3 protein-coding genes are annotated in these 4,365 nt (G+C 67.1%); all 3 read left to right on the forward strand.

The genetic code is table 11. From position 1 onward, the window contains the following. Window positions 1-2,442 (forward strand): carboxyl transferase domain-containing protein (locus ACIQ3R_RS15745; protein WP_397419803.1); only part of this gene is annotated, 2,442 nt, incomplete at its 5' end. 112 nt (window positions 2,443-2,554) lie between these two features. Continuing rightward, on the forward strand, window positions 2,555-3,586 hold the full coding sequence (locus ACIQ3R_RS15750; RefSeq protein WP_397419804.1) for an aspartate-semialdehyde dehydrogenase: 1,032 nt from the start codon (window positions 2,555-2,557) through the stop codon (window positions 3,584-3,586). Between the two features lie 4 nt (window positions 3,587-3,590). Continuing rightward, window positions 3,591-4,365, forward strand: a 775-nt coding sequence (gene rarD / locus ACIQ3R_RS15755) for an EamA family transporter RarD (protein ID WP_397419805.1), incomplete at its 3' end; no start/stop codon positions are given.

Here is a 4,365-nt window from a genome sequence, read left to right on the forward strand (position 1 = left end):
GATCTTGTGCGTCTGCAGCTTGAGGTCGCCGCGGGCCGATCCCTGGCGGACCTGGGACTGGGGCAAGACCGCGTGCCTGAGCCACGGGGGCACGCGGTGCAGGCGCGGATCAATCTGGAGACCATGGCCGCCGACGGCTCGGCCCGGCCGGCCGGTGGGACGCTCTCCGTGTTCGAGCCTCCGTCGGGCCCGGGCGTTCGGGTCGACGGGTTCGGCTATGCCGGCTATCGCACCAGCGCCCGCTTCGACAGTCTGCTGGCCAAGCTGATCGTGCACGCGGGCTCGGGCGGACTGCCCGCGGCAGTCGCCAAGGCCTATCGCGCGCTCTCGGAGTTCCGCATCGAGGGTTCACCCACCAACATCGCCTTCCTGCAGACTCTCTTGGCCCAACCGGCGGTGGCGCAGGGCGATGTCCATACGCGCTTCATCGAGGCGCACATCGCAGAGCTTATCGGCGCGCCGGAAGCTCACCCCAGGCTTTACTTCGAGGCTGCCGCGCGCGGTGCAGCGGGCCCAAAGCGCGCCGGCTATCAGGTCGACGCCTCCGACCCCCTGGCGGTGCTGGCGCTGGGCAAGCAGGAGGTTGACCACGACGACACTCCGGAGACGGAAGCCGACGGACCTCAGGGTACGACGCCGCTGCGCGCGCCGTTGCAGGGCACCGTGATCAGCATCTCGGCCGAGGCCGGCGCTGCGGTGCGTGCGGGCCAGCCCTTGATGATCATGGAATCCATGAAGATGGAGCACGTGATCGTCGCCGAGGCTTCAGGCGTCGTGCGTCTGCTGAACGTGGCGGCGGGCGACACGGTCTATGAGGGTCACGTCCTGGCGTTCCTGGAGGCCCATGACGACGGCGGCGCGGGCGCGGTTGAAGAAGAAGCCGTCGATCTCGATGAGATTCGCCCCGATCTGGCCGAGGTGCTGGACCGCCACGCGCGCACACTGGACGCGGCGCGGCCCGAGGCGGTGGCGCGTCGGCGCAAGACCCGGCAGCGGACGCCGCGCGAGAACATCGCGGACCTGGTCGATCCCGGCAGCTTCGTCGAATACGGCCCGCTAGTGGTGGCTGCGCGGCGGCGGCGCAACACGCTGGAGGAGCTGATCGCCACCACCCCGGCCGACGGCATGCTGATGGGGCTCGCCCAGGTCAACGGCGCGCTGTTCCCGGAGGAAAAGGCTCGCTGCGCGGTGATGAGCTACGACTACACCGTGCTGGCCGGCACCCAAGGGGGCAACAATCACTGGAAGCTCGATCGCATGGCCGAGCTGGCTGAGCGCTGGAAGCTGCCGGTGGTGTTCTTCACCGAAGGCGGCGGGGGGCGCCCCGGCGACACCGAGGGCGGCGGCTTCACCCGGGGCTTCGAGTTCTGGGGCCGGCTCTCAGGCGCTGTGCCGCTGATCGGCGTCAATTCGGGCCGATGCTTTGCCGGCAACGCCGCCATCCTGGGCTGCTGCGACGTGATCATCGCCACCAAGGATTCCGCGCTCGGCATGGGCGGCCCGGCCATGGTGGAAGGCGGCGGTTTAGGCGTCTTCCGGCCCGAGGAAATCGGTCCGATCAAGGTGATGCAGGAGAACGGCACCATCGACGTTCTCGTTGAAGACGAAGCGGAGGCGGTGGCGGCCGCGAAGAAGTATCTCGCCTTCTTCCAGGGACCGGTCGCCGACTGGTCCTGCGCCGATCAGCGTCTCCTGCGGCGCGCGATCCCGGAAAACCGGCTGCGGGTCTACGATATCCGCAAGGTCATCGAACTGATCGCCGACACCGGCTCGGTGCTGGAGCTGCGGCCCAGGTTCGGGCTCGCCATGGTGACCGCCTTCGCCCGCATCGAGGGCCGGCCCGTGGGCATCTTCGCCAACAATCCGATGCACCTGGGCGGGGCGATCGACAGCGACGCCTCGGACAAGGCTGCGCGCTTCCTGCAGCTCTGTGAAGCCTTTGACATCCCGGTGGTGTCGCTCTCCGACACGCCGGGCAACATGGTCGGGCCGGAGGCGGAAAAGACCGGCCTGATCCGCCACTGTTCGCGGCTGTTCGTGATCGGCGCCAACCTGACCGTGCCGATCCTGTCGGTGATCCTGCGCAAGAGCTATGGGCTGGGGGCCATCGCCATGACCGGCGGCAGCTATCAGGGGGCGATGTTCTGCGTCTCCTGGCCCACCGGCGAGTTCGGCGGAATGGGGCTCGAGGGTTCGGTCAAGCTCGGCTACCGCAATGAACTCGCAGCGATCGCCGACCCGGCCGAACGCAAGGCGAAGTATGACGAGATGGTCGCGGCCGCCTATGCCCGCGGCAAGGCGTTGAGCCAGGCGACTTCGCCGGCGCTCGACGACGTGATCGACCCGGCGGACACCCGTCGCTGGATCCTGGGCGGCCTGAAAAGCCTGCCTCCCAGGCCGCCACGCGAAGGCAAGAAGTTGCGCTGGATCGACAGCTGGTAAGCGCCGAAGCCGCAACCGAAAACCGCCAGACTGCGGCCGAGTGGCGGCTCATGTTGCATCGCGGGCGTGGGGGGCGTAGGGCTCCGGCCCTTGGTTTTTCGGAGATATCGCGATGGGCTATCGGGTGGCCGTCGTCGGCGCCACGGGCAATGTGGGCCGTGAGATGCTGAACATCCTTGAGGAGGTGAACTTTCCCGTGGACAAGATCCACGCGATCGCCTCGCGCAAGTCCATCGGCCTCGAAGTCTCGTTCGGCGAAAAGATCCTCAAGTGCGAGGACGTCGAACAGTTCGATTTCAGTCGCGTCGACCTCGTGCTGATGAGCGTGTCAGGATCCTTTTCCAAGGAGTGGTCGCCCCGGATCGGCGCGGCCGGACCGATCGTCATCGACAATTCTTCGGCCTGGCGGATGGATCCCGACGTGCCGCTGGTGGTGCCGGAAGTGAATCCCGACGACGTCGAGTGGGCCAACCGCAAGAACATCATCGCCAACCCCAACTGCTCGACCGCCCAGTTGGTGGTGGCGCTGAAGCCGCTGCATGACAGGGCCCGGATCAAGCGTGTGGTGGTGTCGACCTATCAGTCGGTGTCCGGCGCCGGTAAGGAGGGCATGGACGAGCTTTGGGATCAGACCAAGGGCGTCTTCGTGCTGGGCCCGAGCCCGCCGAAGAAGTTTCCCAAGCAGATCGCCTTCAACGTCATCCCCTTCATCGGGTCGTTCCGTGACGACGGCTACACTGACGAAGAAGCCAAGATGTGGGACGAAACCCACAAGATGATCGATCCCGACATCGCCCTGACCGTCACCTGCGTGCGCGTGCCGGTGATGGTGGGGCATTCCGAGGCGGTGAACATCGAGTTCCATGAGCACCTCGACGCCGATGAGGCGCGGGACATTCTTCGCGAGGCGCCCGGCCTGGTGGTGATCGATAAGCGCGAGCCCACCGGCTACATCACGCCCAAGGAAGTCCAGGGCGAGTTCCCGGTCTATGTGAGCCGCATCCGTCAGGACACGACCGTGCCGCACGGTCTCTCGATGTGGGTGGTGGCCGACAACCTACGCAAGGGCGCGGCGCTCAACGCCGTGCAGATCGCCGAACTGCTTCACGATCGAGGGCTGATCCGCCAAGCCGCACTGGCCTGATCCGATGAGTGACCGGCCCGCGCCCGGCGAGACACGCCTGGCGCTGGCGTCCGGCGCCGGCGCCTATGTGATCTGGGGGCTTGTGCCTCTGGCCTTCCAACTGATCGGCCGGATGGGCGTTACGGCAGGCGAAATCCTGGCGCACCGCACGATCTGGGCCGTGCCCACGGCCATTTTTTTCGTGGCCCTGGCCGGTCAGTCGGCTCAGGTGCGAGGCCTGTTCCGCGCGCCGCGCACGCTTGCCTGGCTGGCGCTCTCGGCGCTGCTGATCGCGATCAACTGGATGGTGTTCATCTGGGCGGTCAACGACGGCCGGGTGCTGGAGACCAGCCTCGGCTACTACCTCAACCCGCTGCTCAATATGGCGGTCGGCGCGCTGCTGTTCCGCGAGCGGATCAGTCGACTGGGAGTCCTGGCCATCGGGCTGGCGAGTGTCGGCGTAACGCTTCAGGCCTTCGCGCTTGGCCACCTGCCCTGGGTCAGTCTGGCGCTGGCGATCACATTCTGCGGCTATGGCGTGGTGCGGCGGCGCGTGGCGGCGGACGCGCAAGCGGGCCTCCTGATCGAGTGCCTGTATCTGGCGGTTCCCAGCGTTCTGTTCCTGGCCTGGCTGGCGCTGACCGGCGGCATGGGCGCGACCAGCCCCGCCGCCTTGATCTGGCTTGTCGCCTGCGGGCCAATGACCGCCCTGCCGCTGGTCATGTTCTCCTGGGCCGCCCGGCGGATAGCGTTTTCAACGCTAGGGTTCATCCAGTTCATCGCGCCAACCATGACCTTCG

It is taken from the genome of Phenylobacterium sp. (assembly GCF_044371015.1).
Taxonomy (GTDB): domain Bacteria; phylum Pseudomonadota; class Alphaproteobacteria; order Caulobacterales; family Caulobacteraceae; genus Phenylobacterium.